Annotated in this window: 22 protein-coding genes; 8 read left to right on the top strand and 14 right to left on the bottom strand. The window is 42.6% G+C overall.

Annotation, left to right across the window (positions count from 1 at the left end; translation table 11 throughout):
* Window positions 1–74 precede the first annotated feature (74 nt).
* Window positions 75–602 (top strand): hypothetical protein, encoded by a 528-nt coding sequence (locus SYN7509_RS0219100; protein WP_009631080.1) that lies wholly within the window; start codon window positions 75–77, stop codon window positions 600–602.
* 116 nt (window positions 603–718) lie between these two features.
* On the opposite strand, the gene rpe is transcribed toward SYN7509_RS0219100, so the two are convergent.
* Window positions 719–1,426: a ribulose-phosphate 3-epimerase gene (gene rpe / locus SYN7509_RS0219095; RefSeq protein ID WP_009631081.1), complete on the bottom strand. Its 708-nt coding sequence runs from the start codon at window positions 1,424–1,426 to the stop codon at window positions 719–721.
* 119 nt (window positions 1,427–1,545) lie between these two features.
* Here rpe and SYN7509_RS0219090 point away from each other — a divergent pair, with 119 nt between their 5' ends.
* Window positions 1,546–3,132, top strand: a complete 1,587-nt coding sequence (locus SYN7509_RS0219090; protein ID WP_009631082.1) for a S8 family serine peptidase — start codon at window positions 1,546–1,548, stop codon at window positions 3,130–3,132.
* Window positions 3,133–3,261: 129 nt separating this feature from the next.
* Window positions 3,262–3,465 carry a hypothetical protein gene (locus SYN7509_RS0219085; protein ID WP_009631083.1) on the top strand — a complete coding sequence of 68 codons (204 nt, stop codon included), beginning with the start codon at window positions 3,262–3,264 and terminating at the stop codon, window positions 3,463–3,465.
* Window positions 3,466–3,469: 4 nt separating this feature from the next.
* Here the strand turns inward: SYN7509_RS0219085 and SYN7509_RS0219080 are convergent, their stop codons facing one another.
* Window positions 3,470–4,630 carry an AI-2E family transporter gene (locus tag SYN7509_RS0219080; protein ID WP_009631084.1) on the bottom strand — a complete coding sequence of 387 codons (1,161 nt, stop codon included), beginning with the start codon at window positions 4,628–4,630 and terminating at the stop codon, window positions 3,470–3,472.
* A gap of 107 nt (window positions 4,631–4,737) precedes the next feature.
* Between SYN7509_RS0219080 and SYN7509_RS0219075 the strand changes: the two genes are divergently transcribed.
* A complete protein-coding gene (locus SYN7509_RS0219075) occupies window positions 4,738–5,136 on the top strand; it encodes a hypothetical protein (RefSeq protein ID WP_009631085.1) in 399 nt (132 codons plus the stop codon).
* Window positions 5,137–5,326: 190 nt separating this feature from the next.
* Window positions 5,327–6,733, top strand: a complete 1,407-nt coding sequence (locus SYN7509_RS0219070; RefSeq protein ID WP_038021980.1) for an LCP family protein — start codon at window positions 5,327–5,329, stop codon at window positions 6,731–6,733.
* 7 nt (window positions 6,734–6,740) lie between these two features.
* Here the strand turns inward: SYN7509_RS0219070 and SYN7509_RS0219065 are convergent, their stop codons facing one another.
* The 3 genes from SYN7509_RS0219065 to SYN7509_RS0219055 are packed head-to-tail and all read right to left on the bottom strand — an operon-like array spanning window position 6,741 to window position 8,776.
* Window positions 6,741–7,649, bottom strand: coding sequence for an alpha/beta fold hydrolase (locus tag SYN7509_RS0219065; RefSeq protein WP_009631087.1), 909 nt, complete (start codon window positions 7,647–7,649; stop codon window positions 6,741–6,743).
* Between the two features lie 28 nt (window positions 7,650–7,677).
* Window positions 7,678–8,100 (bottom strand): DUF6220 domain-containing protein, encoded by a 423-nt coding sequence (locus SYN7509_RS0219060; protein ID WP_009631088.1) that lies wholly within the window; start codon window positions 8,098–8,100, stop codon window positions 7,678–7,680.
* 1 nt (window position 8,101) lies between these two features.
* Window positions 8,102–8,776 (bottom strand): DJ-1/PfpI family protein, encoded by a 675-nt coding sequence (locus tag SYN7509_RS0219055; RefSeq protein WP_009631089.1) that lies wholly within the window; start codon window positions 8,774–8,776, stop codon window positions 8,102–8,104.
* Window positions 8,777–8,865: 89 nt separating this feature from the next.
* On the opposite strand from SYN7509_RS0219055, the gene SYN7509_RS0219050 reads away from it, so the two are divergent.
* From SYN7509_RS0219050 to SYN7509_RS0219040, 3 genes are all read left to right on the top strand, one after another.
* On the top strand, window positions 8,866–9,537 hold the full coding sequence (locus SYN7509_RS0219050; protein WP_009631090.1) for a helix-turn-helix transcriptional regulator: 672 nt from the start codon (window positions 8,866–8,868) through the stop codon (window positions 9,535–9,537).
* Between the two features lie 94 nt (window positions 9,538–9,631).
* Complete coding sequence (locus SYN7509_RS0219045) at window positions 9,632–10,582, top strand: ABC transporter ATP-binding protein (protein WP_009631091.1); 951 nt, start codon at window positions 9,632–9,634, stop codon at window positions 10,580–10,582.
* A gap of 47 nt (window positions 10,583–10,629) precedes the next feature.
* Window positions 10,630–12,339, top strand: coding sequence for a hypothetical protein (locus tag SYN7509_RS0219040; protein WP_009631092.1), 1,710 nt, complete (start codon window positions 10,630–10,632; stop codon window positions 12,337–12,339).
* A gap of 2 nt (window positions 12,340–12,341) precedes the next feature.
* Here SYN7509_RS0219040 and SYN7509_RS0219035 read toward each other — a convergent pair whose 3' ends face one another.
* From SYN7509_RS0219035 to SYN7509_RS0218995, 9 genes are all read right to left on the bottom strand, one after another.
* On the bottom strand, window positions 12,342–13,028 hold the full coding sequence (locus SYN7509_RS0219035) for a rhomboid family intramembrane serine protease (protein ID WP_009631093.1): 687 nt from the start codon (window positions 13,026–13,028) through the stop codon (window positions 12,342–12,344).
* A 40-nt stretch (window positions 13,029–13,068) separates the two neighbouring features.
* Window positions 13,069–13,785, bottom strand: a complete 717-nt coding sequence (locus SYN7509_RS0219030) for a rhomboid family intramembrane serine protease (protein ID WP_009631094.1) — start codon at window positions 13,783–13,785, stop codon at window positions 13,069–13,071.
* A 101-nt stretch (window positions 13,786–13,886) separates the two neighbouring features.
* Window positions 13,887–14,225 (bottom strand): c-type cytochrome, encoded by a 339-nt coding sequence (locus SYN7509_RS0219025; protein ID WP_009631095.1) that lies wholly within the window; start codon window positions 14,223–14,225, stop codon window positions 13,887–13,889.
* Between the two features lie 121 nt (window positions 14,226–14,346).
* Entirely contained in the window at window positions 14,347–14,763 is a 417-nt protein-coding gene (gene petE, locus SYN7509_RS0219020) for a plastocyanin (protein WP_009631096.1), read from the bottom strand.
* Between the two features lie 96 nt (window positions 14,764–14,859).
* Window positions 14,860–15,339 (bottom strand): photosystem II cytochrome PsbV2, encoded by a 480-nt coding sequence (gene psbV2 / locus SYN7509_RS0219015; protein ID WP_009631097.1) that lies wholly within the window; start codon window positions 15,337–15,339, stop codon window positions 14,860–14,862.
* Window positions 15,340–15,438: 99 nt separating this feature from the next.
* Window positions 15,439–15,930, bottom strand: coding sequence for a photosystem II cytochrome c-550 (psbV, locus tag SYN7509_RS0219010; RefSeq protein WP_009631098.1), 492 nt, complete (start codon window positions 15,928–15,930; stop codon window positions 15,439–15,441).
* Window positions 15,931–16,126: 196 nt separating this feature from the next.
* A complete protein-coding gene (locus SYN7509_RS0219005) occupies window positions 16,127–16,321 on the bottom strand; it encodes a hypothetical protein (protein ID WP_009631099.1) in 195 nt (64 codons plus the stop codon).
* A 75-nt stretch (window positions 16,322–16,396) separates the two neighbouring features.
* The gene (gene accD / locus SYN7509_RS0219000; RefSeq protein WP_009631100.1) at window positions 16,397–17,335 is read right to left on the bottom strand and encodes an acetyl-CoA carboxylase, carboxyltransferase subunit beta; all 939 of its coding nucleotides are present in this window, start codon (window positions 17,333–17,335) and stop codon (window positions 16,397–16,399) included.
* Window positions 17,336–17,395: 60 nt separating this feature from the next.
* The gene (locus SYN7509_RS0218995; protein ID WP_009631101.1) at window positions 17,396–18,217 is read right to left on the bottom strand and encodes a prepilin peptidase; all 822 of its coding nucleotides are present in this window, start codon (window positions 18,215–18,217) and stop codon (window positions 17,396–17,398) included.
* Window positions 18,218–18,220: the final 3 nt, after the last annotated feature.

The following is an 18,220-nucleotide window of genomic DNA, read 5'->3' as shown; positions in this document are numbered from 1 at the left end:
ATCGATTTTTATCACAGCCGACAAAAATACGCAGTTGAAAAGCAAATTAGTTTTAAAAGAGGAGCATAAATTAAATGAGTAGTAGCGACCAATATAAACGTCAAATCATGAACGATTTGGCACAAGGAAATACAGAAAGTCTAGGCGATGCGGACATGGGTTCGGAGTTGCAATACGAAAATTTTGACGACTTTGCAAATCGTTCATCTACCGAAGAACGTCGTCAACTATTCGGACAATCACTGCATCACGATCGCATTCCCCCCGGACAGTTAGAGCCAGAACTACAAAAAGCGCTTTCTCAAATCAAACCAAACGAACGCGATGATGTTGCTAGAGCCTTCTTCAAGCATTTGGAAAAAAGAGGACTAAAAGATCGCGCTCTAGAGCAGCAATTAGGTCTTTCTACTCATCACGCCAGCAAAATGAATGTAGACGACGTAACAAAGCTGGCATCTTTTGCTTATCATAGCCACCCCGATATTTTTCAAGAAGTATTAGCCGAAAAGCCTGGTGTAATTAAGTTTTTGAGCAATCCTTTAGTAGCTGCGGTAGTCGGAATAGCAGCAGCAAAATGGTTAGGCGATCGCCGCCATCAATAGAGTCCCCATGCTATGCTTGCATACAAAGTATGCCGCCATCAGTAAGCTTAAAATAAACAATTAAGTCCGCCAAAAGTTTAACTCTTGGCGGACTTAATATTATAGATTTCTAAGTTTTAAACGGTTGCAAGTTCTGGTGTAGGACGCTTGCTATTACGAATCCCCTTAATTGCTTCCGCGTAATCGGGTGCATTAAATACCGCCGAACCTGCAACGATCGCATTTGCTCCCGCTTCTATTACTTGCCAAGTATTATTGATCTTTAGACCCCCATCTACTTCAATCCAAGGATCTAAGCCGCGCTCGTCACACATAGCGCGGAGTTTGCGAATTTTGGGAAGTACGCCAGGAATAAAACTTTGACCGCCAAAACCAGGGTTGACGCTCATAATTAAAACTAAATCGCATAATTCCAGAACGTACTCAATCAACTCTAGCGGCGAACCGGGGTTAAGTACCACACCAGCTTTTTTACCAAGTTCTTTGATTTGTCCCAAAGTTCTGTGTAAATGAGGAGACGCATTGTGTTCGGCGTGAACGTAAATATGATCTGCTCCCGCTTTGGCAAAATCTGCTACATACTTTTCCGGTTCGACAATCATTAAGTGGACATCTAGAGGTTTTTGGGTAATGGGACGAATAGCTTCAACGATTAATGGCCCAATGGTAATATTGGGGACAAATCGACCATCCATGACATCAACGTGAATCCAATCGGCTCCGGCGGCATCAATAGCCCGAATTTCATCCCCCAAACGGCTAAAATCAGCAGATAGGATAGATGGAGCAATTACAATCGGCTTGGGCGACGGCGTATTAGTCATAGATTAGTTCTCCTAAGTCCTCAATTGTTAAACATTTTAACATTGGGCGACATTGCTATCCATAATCCAAAAACAACTAAAATTAAGTGCTTGGGTGCAAAAGCTTTTTTTGACAGCAGATGATAAAACAACTGGCGTGGACAATTGGGGGACTAAGTGCGATCGCTTTTGATAGTCCAGTTTTGGCTTTACAAACTACTACATCAACGGGCGAGTCAGGGATTGATGCTTTGCGCTTGCACCAAGCTCCCTATGATTTAATTGGGCGAAAAATTAGTATTGGACAAGTAGAAATCGGTCGTCCTGGACAGTACGGTTTAGATAAAGCCGCATCGGGAAATAGAGCCGTTACCCTTGCTGGAGTATTTTTGCGCGATCGCCCAGCTAAAGCAAATACAAACTTAGATCCCCACGCCGAAAATGTTGCTAGTGTCATGATTAGCGCTGATAAAGCTATTCGTGGTGTAGCACCAGGAGCTAGGCTGTATTCGGCGGCGGTGGGTTCTCTTAAAACTGGCGGTCAACCAGAGGAATGCTTATCCGCGCAGCACGTAGCAATGCAAAATAGCGGCGATGTGAGAGCGATAAATTTTAGTTTTGGAGAAACCTTAGAACGAGATCCGCGCGCTAATGCTCGTTTGGATGGCAATGCTTTATTGACTCAGTGTATAGACTGGTCTAGTCGGTTTCACAACGTTTTGTATGCGATCGCTGGCAATCAGGGTAAAGGGGGTATTCCTATACCTACAGACAATTACAACGGTATTAATGTCGCTTTTAGCAGCCGCAGAAACGGAATTTTTAATAAAGTAGATGTTTCTAATTTAAGTGATACAAAAGTCGGGTTAGCAGGACGATTAAACGGCAAAGAAGTCAATCTTGGCATTCGCCGCGCTATTGGTTTACTTGCACCAGGAAGTAATATTTCGTTACTCAATACCAGTGGGAAGTTGACAAAAGTAACGGGTACAAGCTTTGCTGCTCCTCACGTCACAGCAACGGTGGCTCTTTTACAAGAATATGCTGATAGACAATTGCGTTCTAAAACCAATAATTGGAGTTTAGCGGCTCGTCGCCAAGAAGTAATGAAAGCTGTAATGCTAAATTCTGCCGACAAAGTCCAAGAAAACTCAGTTAATTCTTGGCGTTTAGGAATGACTAAGACAATTATTGATAAGCAAAATCAAGATTGGACTGCGTCGGATGCTTATAGCGATCCTAAAATTCCCTTACACGCGCAAATGGGAACTGGACAACTAAATGCTTTTCGTGCCTTTCAGCAATTTAGTCCGGGAGAATGGAAACCGAAGACAATTATCCCGGCGATTGGTTGGGATTACAGTTCTGTTAGCGCCAATTCAGCCCAAGAATACATTTTAGCTAAAGCTTTAAGTCAAGGTAGTTTTGTATCGGTGACTTTAGTTTGGAATCGCTTAATTGAGTTAAACGACACCAACAAAAATCAGCAGTATGATGTGGGCGAGAAATTTCGCGATCGCGGTTTAAATAACTTAGACTTATTTCTCGTTAGCACCGAATCCAACAACGCACCTAGTAGTATTTGTACATCTATTAGCGAAGTTGATAGTGTAGAACATATTTTTTGCCCTGTTCCCACTACCGGAAAATATAAAATCCGCGTCCAATATTCCCAGAAAGTCAATGAAGCGACTCAGCCTTATGCTCTCGCTTGGTGGACTCCGTAAGGGTAATTGGTAATTGGTAATTATCTTGTTACCAAAATAGTAACTAAAGCGCGATCGCTTACTAAAAATGCCATAGTAAAAACTTAATGAATTTTAACGTCCCGGTGACGGCATAAATTTAAGGTACTTATGAATCAGCAACCCTCCAGTCAAAAGACAAGTTTTTTGCATAGACGCTATGCAATTCGCTTAGGAAGACGGTACGCACTATCGGCGGCGAGTGTAGTAATGCTGGGCTTTTCGGTCGCTGGATATTCAAAACTTGATGCTTCAACAGTCCTATTTACTACTTCTCCATCTTCCGTCGAACAGCAATTGCGCGATCGCCTGTAATCAATTAATCGGTGGCTAGTTTTTTAAGCTGCGGTGGTACTACTTCAACTACTGTTTGAGTTGTATCTCCTTGACTTGGATCGGTTGCAATGGGGATTTCTGCTCCATTGGTGCGTCCGCGCACAGCACTTAAAGCGGTTTTAATTACAACAGCCGTTGGTACTGCCACAATTACCCCTAATAATCCCCCAACCCGCGCCCCCGTCAAAACCGATATCAATATCCATACAGGATTTAAGCCTGTAACGCTACCCAAAATTCGCGGCGCAACTAAGTTTTCGAGAATTTGTTGGACAACCACCGCCGCAATTAGAACCCGCGAACCTAACCAAAAATCTTGTAGGGCAACTAATAAAGTAGTGGTAATAATTCCTACTGTTCCTCCAAAGGGAATCAGCGCCATAATCCCGATAGTTAAGCCAAACAGCAGCCCAAAAGGAACTTTTAGCCATAAAAAGGTAGGAATCAAGGCAGAAGCCATGCAAGTGCCAAAAATTAGCTGTCCAATAAAGAAATTTTGAAAACTTAGCCGTAAAGTTTGCGAAAATGGTTGGCGAATTTTAGCAGGGAGCCATTCAATTAAACTTTGCCACAAGCTATCCCCATGCTGTAAGAGATAAAAAGCTAAAACCATGGTTAGTACAAAGTCTAGCAAGCTAGTAACGGTAAGTACCGCCAGATTTAATACTTGCGAGGCGATCGATTGTAATTGTCCTTTTAGGCGATCGTTAATTTGGACTAGCAGCGCATCAAGATTAAGGGGGAAACCTTGATTATCTGCCCATTGATTTAATAGTAGTAACTGATAGCGTCCCGAATCAATCCATTCTGGTAAACGAATTACCAATTGTTGCGCTTGAGTCAGCACTAAAGGAACTAAAGTTACTCCCAAAGCCAGCAGAATTGATAAAGCTACCAAAAACACCAAAATCGCCACTTGTTCGCGCCTAGCGCCTTTGCTTTCCATCCAGCTAACCGGATAATTCAGCAAAAATGCCAGCAATGAAGCTGCCACTAAAATTACAATTAGCGAATTGAAATAGTTGAAAATCGAAGAAACTGCCCAAGCATTGAGTACGATGAGAGGAGCTACAAGAGCGATCGCTGTCAATCGCCCTCCTAGAGTCATTTCTTGCCACCATCCAATTATTATGCGTTTCTGCATTTGTCTACTGCCGGATAAAACACGATCGAATTTGCTCAAGCGGTCTTATTATCTCTAAATTCACCTTTTAAACTCATCCCCCCACTTCAGGATTTTGGCAACTAATTATGAAAAATGTTGAACCAACAGATAATTTAGACCTTGACCGTTTACAGCTATTTTTCTATTTAATCCCAATCCTCGGTTTTTTTCCGGCGTTATGGACGCTCTACCAGGGTGATAAATCTAAAAATCGGGAACAATTAAAAGTCAGTCGTTTGTCTGTAACCTTAGCAGGTAGTTGGCTCATCGGTTATTTATTGCTAGGAATGGGGGCAGAAACTTCGGAATTTTTATCTTTACGGTTTTTAGTTTTAAATACTTTTCTAACTTCTGGTTACTTTTTAGTCAGTGTGATATTGATGGTTCGCCTTTATCAGCGTAAACCCATACGTTTACCAGGATTTAGTAAGTTGGCAAATCAAATAGAGCGTCCCTTGTCTTCCGCAGATAAAAAGAATTTTTAACCTTTTGCCACATTTTACGTAGAATTGCCCTTTGCCAGTCAAATATAATCCGAGTAAACTTTATCCTTGAACGCATCCGTCAAATAATAATGCTTACTGCTAGAGATTGCGCATTTAGCAAGTTTAGCGAATAATTATTGGCTAAATGCGGCAATTATTTTTTGGTTTAATTTTAAGTGTGAGGAAGTCTGTGGCAGTTCAAAAACATTCAGAGCGAAAGTCGCCTTCAATAAATTCCGCAAAATTTATTAAAAAATCATCTCGTTCTCAGGCTGGGCGCTGGTTGTGGTTTTGGGCAGGTTTAACAGGTGTAGCCATAGTATCGGCTACCGCCGGAGCGCTGCTGGCGGTTTCTTTGTCGAGTACGCCCTTGATGCAAGCCCAACTTAGCCCCGAACAAGAGGCTATATTTGGTAAAGGCGATCGCATTTCTCGCGGTGGTTTGAAGCTTTCTGAACTAACTCGCCCAGTAAATATCTTAGTTTTGGGTGTAAAAGTCCTCACCTCCGACGTTAGCAGTCCTCCTCCTGGAAGCGATAAATTAGGCTACCATGCCACAATTAACTCCTTTGAGGGGCTTTCGGACACAATGCTATTGCTGCGTTTTGACCCCACCACCAAAAAATTAGCCGTACTTTCAATTCCCAGAGATACCCGCGTAGAAGTTGAAGGATACAAATTTAATAAGATAAACTCTGCAAACTATCGTGGTGGACCCGCTCTTAGCGCCACTGCTACTAGCGAACTATTAAACGGCGCACCCATCGATCGCTACGTCCGAATTAATGTCCAAGGTATAGAAAAGCTAATTGATGCTTTAGGTGGCGTAACAGTTTACGTTCCCAAAGCTATGAAGTATCAAGACGATAGCCAGCACTTATATATCAACCTCAAAGCCGGAAAACAGCATCTTAATGGCGACCAAGCTTTGCAATTTCTCCGCTTTCGTTACGATGAAAATGGCGATATTGGGCGCATTCAACGCCAGCAAATCTTGATGCGCTCTTTAATGGAACAGGCGTTAAATCCTACTACTGTAACGCGCGTTCCCAAGATGTTAGAAGTTATTAAAACCCACATTGATACTAATTTGACTATTCAAGAACTAATGGCATTGGTAGGTTTTGGCGTACAGACACAACGCGCCGATGCCCAAATGTTGCTAGTACCGGGGCGTTTTAGCGAACCAGGAGAATATAGCGCCAGTTATTGGATACCAGATAAAGAGCGTATAGCAACAATGATGACTCAGTATTTCAACATTCCCGCCGAGGGAATGCAAGCGGTAGTAGTTGACCCCGCAAGGTTAAGGGTAGCAATTCAAGATAGTACCGGAGATGATAGAGCCGTGCGATCGCTGGTAAACTCTCTAACGGAAGCTGGTTATCGCAATGTATATATTGCCAGACGCTGGAGCGAACCCTTGGATGTGACTAATATTGTCGCCCAGCAAGGTGATGGTAGTAGCGCTCAAACCATTCGTCAAGCGCTAAATGTAGGTGAGGTGCGCGTCGAAAGTACCGGAAATCTCCAATCTGACATCACAATTCAACTCGGACAAGATTGGCTCAAAAGACAAGAACAAATTGGACAATAAGTTTTATTTAGTTAGAATTTTCTTCAATCCATGCTTGCAAAATTGGATTGACTAATTCTGGTGCTTCATCTTGGGGACAATGTCCTACACCTTCTAGAGGAATAAACTTTTGCACTTGGGGAAACTTGGCTAATTCTCGTCCTAGTGCTATTGGCTCCCAAGGATCAGCCGTTCCCCAAAGCATAATAGCTGGGCATGGTAGCACCGCTAACAGGTCTTCGGGTAAAGGGCCTTGTCCGTAAGAAGTAAAAGCAACAAATACCGCTAATGCCCCAGGATCGCTGGCTGGAGCCATCATAATATCTATTAATTCGTCGGTTACAGCTTCGGGATGGGCGTAAGCTTGGAGTAAAATTTTGCGGACAGTTTGCGGTTTAGCAATTTGATTGAAAAAAAACTGACTAATTGGTGTAAAAGATAGCAGTTTTTGCACTAAAGGCGCTCCAAAACGGCGATACCAAGGCAGGTTTTGACGTTTGCGATCGTGTAATAGTCGCAATGAACAATTGATTAAAGCAATTCCTAAAGTTTGCTCTGGGGCGTATATAGCAGCTTGCATCGCGGCAATACAACCGATGGAGTTACCAACTAAAAACACTGGTTCGCCCACAACTTCAGTACAAAAATCAGCAATTTGCTGTCCCCAAGTTTCAAAAGAATACGGGACTTGTTCGCCGGGTTTTAGTTCGCCAGGAATCGGCTTTGCAGATGCGCCAAAGCCAATTAAATCGATCGCATATACGCGAGCATCTTGAGCTAATACAGGTATATTATGTCGCCAGTGCCACCAAGAAGCGCCAAAACCATGAATTAGCACCACCGCCGGCCCTGTGTCACCTTGAGCTTGGTAACAAATGGGGAAACCTTGCCAAATCCAGGTTTGAGTTGTGGTGGTTGAGAGAGTAGAAGTTGTCATCTATGAATTTTTAAGGGTGCGGCTCTTTTCATTTTGGCTCAATCATCGGCACAGTGGACGAGAAACTACGCGATATTTGATGTACGAGGCTTGAAGAAACATAGAGTAGCGAAAACCCAATTAGAGGATGGAAGACGTTTAGGTGGAGAGGAGTTTTAAGATGAATGCTGGCAAATTGTAGTCCAAGTAGTACAGGTAAACTAACAGTAAGCGATCGCACTTTATTTGAGCAAGGAACGCTAAACACCCATCCCAGTAATATTAATGACAGCCCACTATACCCCCGCACTAACCAAACATGAATATTCCACCACGCAGGATCGTTGAAGTAGGCAACGCCAACCGTTAATAACTGAGCAATCAAGCAGAGATTAAAAACGATTGCAGTTGCATAAAAACCAATTTGTACCCAAGGGGTAGGAGTGCGAATTATTCCCAAATTTGTAGTCATATCAAACTGCCTCTTTTACTTCTAAACCCAGTGTTCCCATCGCATAGGCTCTCACCTTATTCACTAAATCAGCCCCCGCTTTTTCGGGTGAACCTGTATCGAAGGGAGGGGCGGGATTGTACTCCAACATTAGTTGAGTCATTTTAGCGACTTCCTCACCGCAAAGTATTGCCGCAATTGTTAAACCGAAATCAATTCCGGCGGTTACACCCCCTCCAGTAATGCGATTGCGGTCAATTACAACTCGTTCTGTTCCCACTTCAACGCCTAATTTAGTTAATTGTTCGCGCATCATCCAATGAGTAGCCGCTCGGTAGCCCTGGAGCAGTCCGGCTTTTGCCAGAAACTCAGAGCCGCCGCATACAGAGGTAACAAATTTTGCAGTGCTACCTTGCTTTTGGAGAAATCTAAGCACTTGGGAATCGTTTACTACTGCCATTTGTTGGATGCCGCCACCAATACAGATAACATCTAAAGTGGGGCAATTTTCAAAAGTAGTATCTGGCAAAATTATCATCCCATCATCTGTTTGGATCGGGTCTAAGGTTTTCCAAAGGCGATGAATATGAACGCCAGGAAGTGCGCTAAAAACCTGTTGGGGCCCCACAATATCAAGAGCCGTCATGCCGGGATAAATTACTAAACCAATAACTATGTGTTTTTGTGAGCCAGTCATAAATCAATGCTCCTAAAGGCGCTTGCTAGGAATAAAACTAGAATAAGATTCATAGCCCTTTTCAGCCTAGTCCTCGATCGGGTACACTTATGACCATTCTGCAACCATTATTTCAGGCGATCGCCCTTGCTAAAAACGAATACGAAATGCGATCGCACGTTGTAGAAATAGGAGGCAACTATTTCCAAGCAAAACGCTGTGGGGTATTTTTCTTTGATTGCCTCAAGCTCTCAAAAACAATGCAATTGGCGCTATCAGTGGAATACAACCCCGTTGCTCGTTACTTAGTAGAGCGTCATGCTCCAGTACATGATGGTTTACTGGTATCTCCCAAAACTTGGCGGCTGATTTGTCCTCGCGCCGATCATTGGCACGTTATGGCTGGCCCGATTGTTAGTAGCGGTCAATTGGTAGGAGTCGTAGGCTTTACCCGCGAACAAGCTATGCCAGCTTTTAATGACCAAAATCTAGCCGATTTGAGCGCTCTATGTTTGCATTTATCTACTTGGAGCGCAACAATGCGGCAAACTCCACAACAGCTAGAAAGTAAAGTTTTAACCCCTCGTGAAGTGCAAATTGCCCAATTAGTTGCTCAAGGGCGTACAAACTCTGAAATTGGGGTAGAGCTTTGGATTACTGAAAACTCTGTCAAGCAAGCACTCAAAAGAATGTTTCGCAAACTTGAAGTTTCATCCCGCGCTCAGTTGACAGCCCAATTTGTACAGGCAAAGCCGCTCTTATCCAACGGTGTAGAGAAATAAAAGCAATGTATTGTTTCAATTTCTGCAACTATATACCAATTCTTTTAAGGGCAGGCTAGGCTAGACCAAAAAATGGCTACCAGTTTCCGCACCTATGAGTAAAGAATTAGCAATTAAAACTTGCGGACTAACTAAACGCTTTGATCGCCATATTGCCGTTAATGATGTTGATTTAGAAATAGCTGTAGGTGAAGTTTACGGACTCATCGGCCCAAACGGTGCGGGAAAAACTACCCTAATTCGGATGTTGGCGGCGGCGGAAGAACCAACCGTAGGGGAAATTTATATCAATGGCGAAGTCTTATCTTTAGACCAAAGCAACCCAATAATCAAGCGTCATCTGGGTTATTTACCCGATGATTTCCCTTTGTATAATGATTTGAGTGTTTGGGACTATTTAGATTATTTTGCTCGGTTGTATCTTTTAAAAAATCCTCGTCGCCGTCAACGCCTAAACGAAGTATTAGAACTTGTGCAACTAACCTATAAGCGCAATAGTCAAATTAGTTCGCTCTCGCGGGGAATGAAACAGCGCCTGAGTTTAGCGCGAACTATTATTCACGAACCGATTTTATTACTACTTGATGAGCCAGTCTCAGGACTAGACCCCATCGCTAGACAGCAGTTTCGGGAGATTATTAAAGCATTACAAGAAGCTAGGATGACTATATTAATTTCTTCTCACGTCCTCAGCGACTTAGCAGAACTTTGTACGTCAGTAGGAATTATGGAGTTAGGTTATTTAGTCGAAAGCTGCAATTTAACTAACCTTTACCAACGACTTAGCCGCCAACAGATTGTTATATCCACTTTAGGAGACATAGAAACTCTAAAAGCCAACCTAATTGAGCATTCCTTAATTGAAGAGTGGGAAGTTATACCCCAAACCAATAGTATGCGAGTTTACTTTACAGGCGATCGCGCTGCGGGTGCAAAATTATTACAGTCTTTAATTAATGCTGGCATCTCAATTACAGAGTTTCATTGCACTCAAGAAGACTTGGAAACTATTTTTCTTAAACTCGGTCACAAACAACCATCTTGAGAAACTGCTTATTTCTAGCCAATAATAAACTAAACAAGAGAATTTTTATGCAAAAACCAGATTGGTTTGACTCCATAGGCGATTGGAATCCCCAGCTACTAAGGGAACTCAAAGGACGACTTAAACCGCGCAACTTAATCTTAGCTGGAGCTATATCGATCTTGGGGCAGTTTTTGTTATGGGTGTCTTTTCTCCTGCGTATACCGCACCCCACAACAGACCTCACCGTTTATAAAGGGGGTTTTCCTTCTAGCCATCTTTACTGTACAGGCTCTATTGTTTATCGTAGCGATCGCACTTGTCTTGTAGATGCGACGGGTAATTTGCTTGTAGATTGGCAAAGATGGTCGCTGGACTTATTTTTAGCATTAAGTATAATCGGCATATTTGCTTTATTAGTAGCCGGAACTTATTTACTAATTGATAACTTAGCTTACGAAGAACGTAAAGGGACGCTAAACTTTATTCGCCTTAGTCCGCGATCGCCTCAAAATATTTTATGGGGTAAAATTCTTGGAGTACCGATACTGCTCTATATAGTTGCGCTATTAGCTTTCCCCTTGCATTTGGGGTCTGGGATTGCTGCACATATTCCTTTATTTCGGATTTTGAGCTTTTACGGCGTATTAGGGATGAGTTGCGTATTTTTTTATAGCTTTTCTTTACTATTAAGCTTAATTAGCTTTGGTGTATTAGGTAGATTGCAAGCTTTATTGGGGAGTGGGATAGTTTTTCTGGTTATTTTAGCTGGCATAAGTAAACCAGTTACAGGCGATCCTTTGGATTGGATTGATGTATTTTCGCCAGCATTGGTTCTTCAGGATTTAATTGTGGTTACTGGCATAAAACCGACAACATCATTTTCTGACTTAGGGATTGAAAAATTACAATGGTTTAACTTACCTGTAGGCATGGGTATAGTGGGTGTCGTCAGCATTTTGATTCTAAATTACAGCTTATGGACTTACTGGAGTTGGCAAGCCTTACAGCGCCGTTTCGCTAGTCCTACTAAAACTATATTTAGTAAACGTCAAAGTTATTTATTAGTTGCTTGCTTTGAAATAGTAGTTTTAGGTTTTGCTGTTCATGGCGAACCATCCGGGCTAATACACCATTTTTATATTTTACTAGCCTGTAACTTTTTGGTGTTTTTCGGCTTAATTATTGCTCTTACACCTCAAAGGCAAGCTTTAATAGATTGGGCGCGATACAGAAAGCAAAAACCGAGTATCCGCAAGGGTTTATTAAATTTATCGCTGCTTCGGGACTTGGTGTGGGGCGAAAAGAGTCCGGCAATAGTTGCGATCGCACTTAACGCCGCAATTACAACTATTATCTTAGTCCCCTGGATTATTCTCGGCATGGACAACCGCGATAAATTGTCAGCTTTAATGACTTTAGTTCTTAGTTTAAGCTTGATTATGGTGTGTGCAGCGATTTCTCAATTAGTTGCACTTACGCAGACCAAACAACAGGAACTTTGGATAATTGGTGTTTTATTAACTGTAATTATTTTTGCTCCTCTTGTAATTGGTTTACTTTCTATAAACTCTGTACAAACGCCAACTTTATTGCTATTTACCATCTTTGCTTTTGCAGCCGTTGAGAAAGCTGGGGCATTTAGCATTTTTCTGACGTTACTAGGACAATTGAGCTTACTTACTTTGTGTTCAGTGCAAATAAGCCGTCAGTTAAAAAAAGCGGGTGCTTCTAACTCCATTGGTTTGTTTGCACCCCCTAAAGCTTTACTTCCCTAGCACTAATCGCGTCTCATTAGCCCTAACATTGGGCCCAACACCGCCCCAACTACAAACCCTCCAGCGTGCGCCCAATAAGCAATTCCGCCGCCTTCCATGCCTACGCTTGTTCGTACTCCTAAGCTTGCAAAGCTGAAAAAGGCTTGCTGAAGAAACCAAAAACCTAAAAATAAATAAGCGGGAAGGTTAAAGGTAGTTAGGAAAAACCCTAAAGGAACTAAGGTTAAAACTTTAGCATGGGGAAAGCGGAGAACATACGCCCCCATAATACCCGCGATCGCCCCACTCGCCCCCAAAGACGGAATCCCAGAACTTTGCGAGAAAAACCACTGCGCCAAAGCTGCTAATGCACCACAACCCAAATAAAAAATTAAATACTTAACGTGTCCTAACCGATCTTCAATATTGTTACCAAAGATCCACAAAAACAACATATTACCTGCAATGTGCAGAAACCCACCATGCAGAAATTGGGAAGTAAATAACGTCATCCATTCGGGTAAAGATCCCACCGTTGGGCAACTTCCAGACAATTCGCAGGGAACCATCGCTGCAACATGAAAAAAACTCTCTAATTGCGCCTCTGACAAGCTTAGTTGATACACAAAAACAGCAATGTTGGCAATAAATAACCCGTAGGTAACAAACGGGGTAATGGAGATCGGATTATTATCTCGTAATGGAACCACAGGTAATTATTCCTAAATTAAGTCTTTTTATATTTTGTCGTTATAAATAAGCTTTTTCTTCTGGGGTCGGTTCAAATAGTCCAAGTAACGGGCCTAAAATCGCTCCAAACACAAAGCCGCCAGCGTGCGCCCAGTAAGCAATTCCACCGCTTTCCATGCCAATATTTGTTTGGGCTTCAAAACTGGCAAATCCGTAAAATGCTTGTTGCAAAAACCAAAATCCTAGAAAATAAAACGCCGGCACTCGTACCGCCGGGAAGAATAAACCCAAAGGAATTAAAGTTAAAACTTCAGCGCGGGGAAAGCGGAGAATATAAGCGCCCATGACCCCTGCGATCGCCCCACTCGCGCCCAAAGATGGAATCCCGGAGTTTTGCGAGAAAAACCACTGCGTCAAGCCCGCTAGTACACCGCAAGCCAGATAAAAAATTAAATACTTAACATGACCTAAACGGTCTTCAACATTATTACCAAAAATCCATAAAAACAGCATATTACCGCCCAAATGTAATATACCGCCGTGCAGAAATTGCGAAGTAAATAGGGTGATCCATTCAGGTACGGGTTGATTTACAGCTATACCGCCGAAACTTGCGGTTAATTCTCTTGGTACTACCGCCGCTAAATGAAAAAATCCATCTAATTCTTGAGGAGGTAAAGTTGCCTCAAATAGAAAAGCAAGAATATTTGCAGCAATTAGCCCAAAAGTAACGTAAGGAGTAATTGTTGTCGGGTTATTGTCTCTAATTGGAACCATGCCAGCTTATTTCCATTATTTTGAAACTGGCAATACAATAACCAATTTTCAGTTCGGTAGCTTCTAGCCTGCGGAAGGATTTGTTAGCTTAATTTCAAAATCTACCAGCCTTTTTTGGCTTGCTCTAAAACATAAATAGCAATTTCTTCAATTTGAAAGTCGCTTAATCTACCAATAAATGCTGGCATGGCTTTTTTACCATGCTTTACTTGACTTGCGATCGCGCGAGTAGAATCCATCTTGTACTTTGCCAGCGCTGAAATATGCGAATTTTTATCTTCAATCACAATATTACCGCCGCCAAGATGACAAGCGGCGCAGTGCTGACCAAAAATTTCTCCGCCGCGATTTGTTTGCACTGCTAAAGCAAGATTACCTAAAAGTAGGGCGGCAAAAATCCCTAAAGCCAGTTGCACCAAAGCTAACCGTAAGAAGGGCAAAGTTTTTCTCCTAGGGCTGCACTGGTAAAAATGATCAAAGGGAAAAGGTTTTACTTTCAATAACCTTTTCCCTTTTATAGAATTATCAGCTAAGTTTCAACCTAAAAGGGAAACTAAGACTTTATTCAGCTACAGTGATTTTGCCAATCATGCCTGCGCCACGGTGGGGTTCGCAGTAGTAGCTATAATCTCCGGGGGCTGTTTCGGAAAAAGTTGTTTTTACAGTTTGTCCAGGAGTCATGAGTAATTGCTTGTGAGACAAGCCTTTAGCTACATCAGCGCTTTTGGTGGGGTTGTTAGCGGCATCAAAAACAACGTTATGGGGGGGAACTTTATTGTTTACCCATTCAACGGTATCGCCAGACTTGATAGTTAGTTTGGCAGGGTCAAAAACTAGCATTCCTTTATCTGAACCTAGTTTGACTTGATAGGTTTCCGCCGCCGCCGAGGGGGTAAATAAAGCAAAGCTGCTCACTAGCGCTACCATTGCCAATACTACTAAACCGCAGCGCCGTAGAGTTGCAGCAATCAATTTCATAGTTTTTTTTCTCCAAAAAGTTGACCTTTGTTATTCAATAATACCGTTTCTAGGTACAGCAATAGCGCGATCGCGCCTTAGATACTTAAGTTAAATCTACAATTTATCCGTACCCCAGCCCGGAGCTTTTTGAGCCGCCGTCAGCACAAAAGCCGCCAAACTCTCTATTTGGTCTTGATTCATCCAACTTTCCGGCACTTGACGACACCAAAAAGTTTCGCTGCTACCGTCGTAAACCATTGGTCGTCTTAGGTAAGTTACTAAACTATTGATATTATCGCGGGGAGGGGTTGCGCCTTTGAGTTTGGGCATAGATAAAGAAACTTGCGGATCGGGCAACGTCGCGCCCCCTACATGGCAGTTTAAGCAACTGTTTTCAAATAGTTCTTTGCCGCGCGTTAAGGCTTCGGGAGAATACGATCGCGTTTCCCCGTTTTCGTTCAATACTAAATCTATAGGAGCGGTGACGTGCAAGAAACGGACTAAATAGCGATCGATATTGGCAGCAGTAGCGGGGTAAGTCTGGAAGATGGAAATTAAAATTATGGCAATAACACAACACAATCGACGTAGCATTTTATAGAGTTCAACCTTAATTATTTTTTTAATATACCGATTTAAAGTAGGGGCGCAAGGCCTTGCGCCCCTACTATTGATTACTTCTTCAAGTTGGCTTTAGTAGTAAATTTTGCCGCCGCCCCACTTATCACCGACAATTTTTGGTTGTAGTAAGATGTGACCGGAAATTGCTACTAGATCGTCTTCCGATAGATTTCTCATGGCTGCGTAAATATCTGCACTCTTGGTACTGGGGTGCAATTCCGCTATTTCTTCCTCCCCGTCGTAAGTTGTTGGATTATGCAAGTAATCTACTAATCCTTCAATGTTATTGCGGGGTGGAGTTGCTAAAGCTAGGGCTTCGGGATCGAGTCCGACGTTTTGATTTGTTTTAGTTACGCCCCCAGCATGACACTGAGCGCAAGCATAGTTAAATAAGCGTTTGCCTTCTTGAACTTGCTTGAGATTGAGTACTGTTGTATCTCCTTGACCGTTTAATGGCACTGTCCGCACAGCTTCGCTAAGTTCTACTGCGGTCGCACGACCCACAACTAGCCCAAAAGCTAGTAGTAAAGTTGCCATCACTAAAGCGATCGTTTTTTTAAACATAGTTCCCCTTCAAAAGTTTCGACTCCGAATACAGCTATTTATCATGGGCTTAATTCTCTTGATTACTGTTGTTCGAGCAAAAACCACAGGTAATAAATTCGGCTGCGGTTCTTATTTTTCGCCAAAGTCGCTACCAACAAGGCAAAATGCCATGTAACTTAATAACTTTTTGTATTTATGTAAAGTTGATCGCCTTTTAATCTTGTTGATTAGTTGAAGACTGTCTTTGCGTCAAGATGTGGGAAAGGATTATTTTGGCATCTTCTAAAGCTAGACGAGTTTTAGAGGATTTGTAAGCGATTCCCAACTGGTCACACAGAGAAAGTACCTCCGCTTCGGAGAGGTTATAGTCCGCCGCTATTTCAGCAATGGACAAGTCTGCAAAACCCATAGTAAATAATTCAGTAATAAATAGAGATTAAGCCACTTTAATATCAATATCATGTAGCGAGCGCAATTTGCTAGCCTAAATTGGCTGTGGGGCGATCGCCTCTGGCGCTGAAGCTTGGTCAATCGTACTATGCCATTGTGTTACAGGGGGTGTAGTTGTAATCGGCTGGTGCAAGCAAATCAGTTGAGCTAAGGTTTTTTTTAATTGCGGACGCGGGACGATCGCATCAATAAACCCGTGACGCAATAAATCTTCAGCCGTTTGAAATTCCTCCGGCAATTTTTCGCGGATAGTTTGCTCGATTACTCTACGTCCTGCAAAGCCAATTGTAGCTTTGGGTTCGGCGATAATTAAGTCTCCTAGCATGGCAAAACTTGCTGTAACTCCTCCAGTGGTAGGATTTGTTAATATGGGAATGTATAGTAGCTTGGCTTCTCGATGGCGTTCTAGCGCCGCCGATATTTTTGCCATTTGCATTAGGCTTAACATTCCTTCTTGCATTCTTGCTCCACCAGAGGCGCAAATAATAATTGCCGGATAGCGACTAAGGGTAGCTTGTTCAATTAAGCGGGTAAGTTTTTCACCAACGACCGAACCCATACTACCGCCCATAAATCGAAAATCCATTACCCCCAAAGCAACAGGCAATCCATCTAATTTACCGATGCCTGTTTGTACCGCGTCGATTAAGCCAGTTTTTTGTTGAGTTTCTTTTAATCTATCGCTGTAGGGTTTGCGATCGCGAAATTCTAATGGATCGAGGGGATACAAGTTTTCATTGATGGGATTCCAACTATGAGCATCAATTAGCTGGCGAATGCGCTCGTCGCTATCAACGCGGACATGATGACCACATTCCAAACAAACCATTTGATTAGCGCGTAAGTCTTTGGTATAGGCAAGTACAGAGCAAGCTACGCACTTATTCCAGAGTCCGTCGGCAATATCACGTTGGGGTTCTTTATTTGTAGATTCAGTTTTGCGGCGATTTGCGAACCAATCAAACAGGGACATGGGAGTAAAGAACTCAGGTTAAATTAAGCATTACGATCTTACTCGAAAGGGAGCAAGGGTTTAGCTAATTGGGAAAAACCAGCGCCAGTAAGTAGTTAAAAGTAATTCACCCCAAAATACAACGATCGCAGATCCCATTGCCAGGAAAGGCCCAAAGGGCATAGGTTGCCGTCGATTAATAATTTTAAGTGCGATCGCCCCACCGCCCATAAACGCCCCTAAAGCGCAAGCAATAAAGCAAGCTAAAAGTAAATATTTCCATCCTAACCAAGCGCCCATCATTGCCGCCAATTTACTATCTCCCCAACCCATCGCCGCCTGTCCAAGAAAAAAAGAGCCAAATATAGTAATTAAGTTTAATAACCAAATTCCTACTACTGCGCCAATAATTCCAGCCATTAACTGATTTATTGCTCCAGTCAAGCTATTTTGTGCTGTATACCCAACCGCAAACTGAAAAATTAGCCCTAAAATTACTCCTGATTGCGTTAAGGGGTCAGGTAAAGTCATGGTATCGAGATCGATGATTGATAGCGCTAGTAACCAACTGCAAAACGTCCAATAACCGAGAGTTTGAATTGAGACATCAAACTGCCAAAATACGCACAAAAATATTATTCCGGTAACGGCTTCAACTATTGGGTAACGCGGGGAAATTTTTGTTTGACAATGACGACAACGCCCACCTAACGCCAACCAGCCGAAAACCGGGACATTCTCTCTTAAGCCAAGTTTATGCAAGCATTTCGGGCAGCGAGAGGGCGGATAAAGTACCGATAATCCGGCGGGTACTCGATAAATAACTACGTTTAAAAAACTGCCTATGGATGCTCCCAGTACAAAAACAACGAAAAAGGCGGGTAATGTAAGTAAAGTATCCATAGT

Origin of the sequence: Synechocystis sp. PCC 7509 (assembly GCF_000332075.2) — a bacterium.
Lineage (GTDB): Bacteria > Cyanobacteriota > Cyanobacteriia > Cyanobacteriales > Chroococcidiopsidaceae > Aliterella.
This window is presented reverse-complemented; position numbering and strand designations above follow the sequence as displayed.